The sequence below is a fragment of the Rhizobacter sp. P3_B12 genome (assembly GCF_056402895.1).
The window spans coordinates 1-3,087 of sequence record NZ_JBFUGN010000756.1; the positions used below are offsets into that span (position 1 = coordinate 1).

At 70.5% G+C, this 3,087-nt stretch carries 4 protein-coding genes; all 4 read left to right on the forward strand.

What is annotated here, in order from left to right:
- Window positions 1–1,228, forward strand: a 1,228-nt coding sequence (locus AC1D01_RS27475; protein ID WP_477872038.1) for a heme lyase CcmF/NrfE family subunit, incomplete at its 5' end; no start/stop codon positions are given.
- Window positions 1,225–1,758, forward strand: a complete 534-nt coding sequence (locus AC1D01_RS27480) for a DsbE family thiol:disulfide interchange protein (protein WP_477872040.1) — start codon at window positions 1,225–1,227, stop codon at window positions 1,756–1,758. The genes AC1D01_RS27475 and AC1D01_RS27480, both read left to right, overlap by 4 nt.
- Entirely contained in the window at window positions 1,755–2,219 is a 465-nt protein-coding gene (locus AC1D01_RS27485; RefSeq protein ID WP_477872042.1) for a cytochrome c-type biogenesis protein, read from the forward strand. The genes AC1D01_RS27480 and AC1D01_RS27485 overlap by 4 nt, the downstream gene beginning before the upstream one ends.
- Window position 2,220: 1 nt before the next feature.
- Window positions 2,221–3,087, forward strand: an 867-nt coding sequence (ccmI, locus tag AC1D01_RS27490) for a c-type cytochrome biogenesis protein CcmI (RefSeq protein ID WP_477872044.1), incomplete at its 3' end; no start/stop codon positions are given.

Genomic DNA, 3,087 nt, shown 5'->3' on the forward strand with positions numbered 1-3,087 from the left:
GTTCATGCCGTGGCTGGTCGGCACCGCGCTGATCCACTCGCTGGCCGTCACCGAGAAACGCGGCAGCTTCAAGAACTGGACCGTGCTGCTCGCGATCTGCGCGTTCTCGCTGTCGCTGCTCGGCACCTTCCTGGTCCGCTCCGGCGTGCTGACCTCGGTGCACGCCTTCGCCACCGACCCGCGCCGCGGCATCTTCATCCTGCTGTTCCTCAGCGCCGTGATCGGCGGCTCGCTGAGCCTGTTTGCGTACCGTGCGCCCAAGGTCGGCCTCGGCGGCGCGTTCGCGCTGTTCTCGCGCGAGACGCTGCTGCTGGTCAACAACGTGCTGCTGATGGTGGCCGCCGGCTCGGTGCTGCTGGGCACGCTGTACCCGCTGATCATCGACGGCCTCGGCCTCGGCAAGCTGTCGGTCGGCCCGCCCTACTTCAATTCGGTGTTCGTGCCGATCATGGTGCCGCTGCTGTTCCTGATCGCAGTCGGCCCGGTCGCCAACTGGAAACACGCCGACGTGCGCGACCTGTCGCAGCGCCTGTGGATGGCCGCCGGCATCGCCGTCGTGCTGGGCGCGCTGCTGCCGCTGTTCGTCGGCACCTGGTCGCCGCTGGTCGCGCTCGGCCTGCTGCTGGCGGTGTGGATCGTCGCGAGCAGCGTGTTCCAGATCCGCGCCCGCCTCAGATCGGGCCGGCCGCCCCGCGCCTACTGGGGCATGCACCTGGCCCACATCGGCATCGCGACCTTCGTCGTCGGCGTCACGATGGTGAAGGGCTACGAGGTCGAGAAGGACGTGCGCATGGAAGTCGGCCAGACCGTCGAGCTTGGTGGCTACTCCGTCAAGCTGCTCGGCGTCAACGAAGTGCGCGGGCCCAACTACATCGCGCAGCGCGGTGACGTGGAGCTCTCGCGCGACGGCCAGGTGCTGCGCACGCTGAACCCCGAGAAGCGCGCCTACCTGTCGTCGCAGATGCCGATGACCGAGACCGCGATCGACAGCGGCCTCACGCGCGACCTGTACGTCTCGCTCGGCGAGCCGCTCGAAGCCACCCCGGACGGCAAGGCCGCGGCCTGGAGCGTGCGGGTGTACTACAAGCCGTTCGTCGTGTGGATCTGGCTCGGCTGCCTGCTGATGGCCGCCGGCGGCGGGCTCGCCGCCAGCGACAAGCGCTACCGATTGAAGCTGAAGCAGCGCGTCAGCGCGCCGCTGCAAGGCGCCACCGGAACGGCGGCATGAAGAAGTACTTCCTGATCCCGCTGGTGCTGTTCGCGGTGCTGGCCGTGTTCCTCGCGGTCGGCCTCAACCACGACCCGCACGAGGTGCCGTCGCCGCTGATCGGCAAGCCGGCGCCGATGTTCGCGCTGCCGCGGCTCGATGCCTCGGCCGATGCCGCGAAGTTCAGCCCGCAGGAGATGCGCGGCAAGGTGTGGATGCTGAACGTGTGGGCCACCTGGTGCGGCCCGTGCCGCCAGGAGCACCCGGTGCTGGTCAACTTCGCGAAGCTGAACCGGGTGCCGGTGGTCGGCCTGAACTACAAGGACAAGGGCGACGAGGCCCGGCGCTGGCTGGCCGAGTTCGGCAACCCGTATGTCGCGACCGCGGTGGATGCCGATGGCCGCGTCGGCATCGACTACGGCGTCTACGGCRTGCCCGAGACCTACCTGATCGACAAGACCGGCACGATCCGCTTCAAGCAGATCGGCCCGCTGACCGACGACGTGCTGCGCTCGAAGGTGATCCCGATGCTGAAGGAGCTCGGCGCATGAGGCGGCTGATCATCGGGGCCGCCCTGGCCCTCGCCTTCACCTGCAGTGCACGCGCCGCCGACGCGCCGCCGCTGGCCCAGGACCCGGTCGTCGAGGCGCGGCTGGTCGGCATCGCCGAAGAGCTGCGCTGCCTGGTGTGCCAGAACGAATCGCTGGCCGGCTCGCGCGCCGACCTGGCGGAAGACCTGCGCCGCGAGATCCGCACGCTGATCCGCCAGGGCAAGACCGACCAGGAGGTGATGGACTACCTGGTCGCCCGCTACGGCGATTTCGTGCGCTACCGGCCGCCGATGAAGCCGACCACGTACCTGCTGTGGCTCGGGCCCTTCGTGCTGCTCGGCGGCGGGCTGGTGGCGCTGGTCACCTTCCTGCGCCGCCGCACCGCGCCCGATGCCGTCGCGCTCACCGCCGACGAGCAACTGCGCGCCGCGGCCCTCCTGAACAACGACAAGAACCCCTGAGATGGCAACCTTCCTGATCGCGGCGGCCCTGCTCGTCGCCGCCACCCTGCTCGTGCTGCTGCGACCGTGGCGGCGCGCCGCCCAGGCGGCCCGGCGGGACGACCTGACCGCCCGCGACGCCAACACCGCCGTCTACCGCGACCAGCTGGCCGAGATCGACCGCGACCTCGCAGCCGGCACCCTGCTGCCGGCCGACCACGAGCAGGCGCGCAGTGAACTGCAGAAGCGGCTGCTGGCCGACGCCGGCGCGGCCGAGCCGGCGATGGCGCCGCTCAGCTCGGGGCGCGGCACGATGATCGCGCTCGCGATCGCACTGCCGCTGCTGGCGGCGGGCCTCTACGCCTGGCGCGGCAACCCGTCCGCGCTGGTCCCGCCCGCGGCRCCGCAGGGCGACGTGACGCAGCAGCAGATCGAGCAGATGCTGGCCACGGTGGTGGCGCGCGTCGAGAAGAACCCGAACGATTCGAAAGCCTGGATGGTGCTCGCGCGCTCGTACCGTGCGATGGGCCGGCTGGCCGAGTCGGCGAACGCCTTCGACAAGATGGGCCGCGAGACGCTGGACCGCGATCCGGTGCTGCTGACCGAGTACGCCGACGTGCTGGCCAACCTGGCGAAAGGCGACCTGCAGGGCAAGCCGCTGAAGCTGGTGCAGCAGGCGCTGGCGCTGGACCCGAACCACGCGATGGCGCTGTCGATGTCGGCGACGGCCGCCTACCAGCGGCAGGATTTCAAGACGGCGGCGGCTCAGTGGCAGCAGCTGCTGCCGATGCTGCCGCCCGAATCGGACTACGCGAAGTGGGTCGTGCAGACGCTGGCCGAGCTGCGCGCGGGCGGCGGTGCTGGTGGGGCGGCTTCGGCACCCGTGGCC

Excerpts from the sequence above, each read along its gene's own strand:
- AC1D01_RS27485 (WP_477872042.1), top strand. The coding sequence starts at position 1,755 with ATGAGGCGGCTGATCATCGGGGCCGCCCTGGCCCTCGCCTTCACCTGC.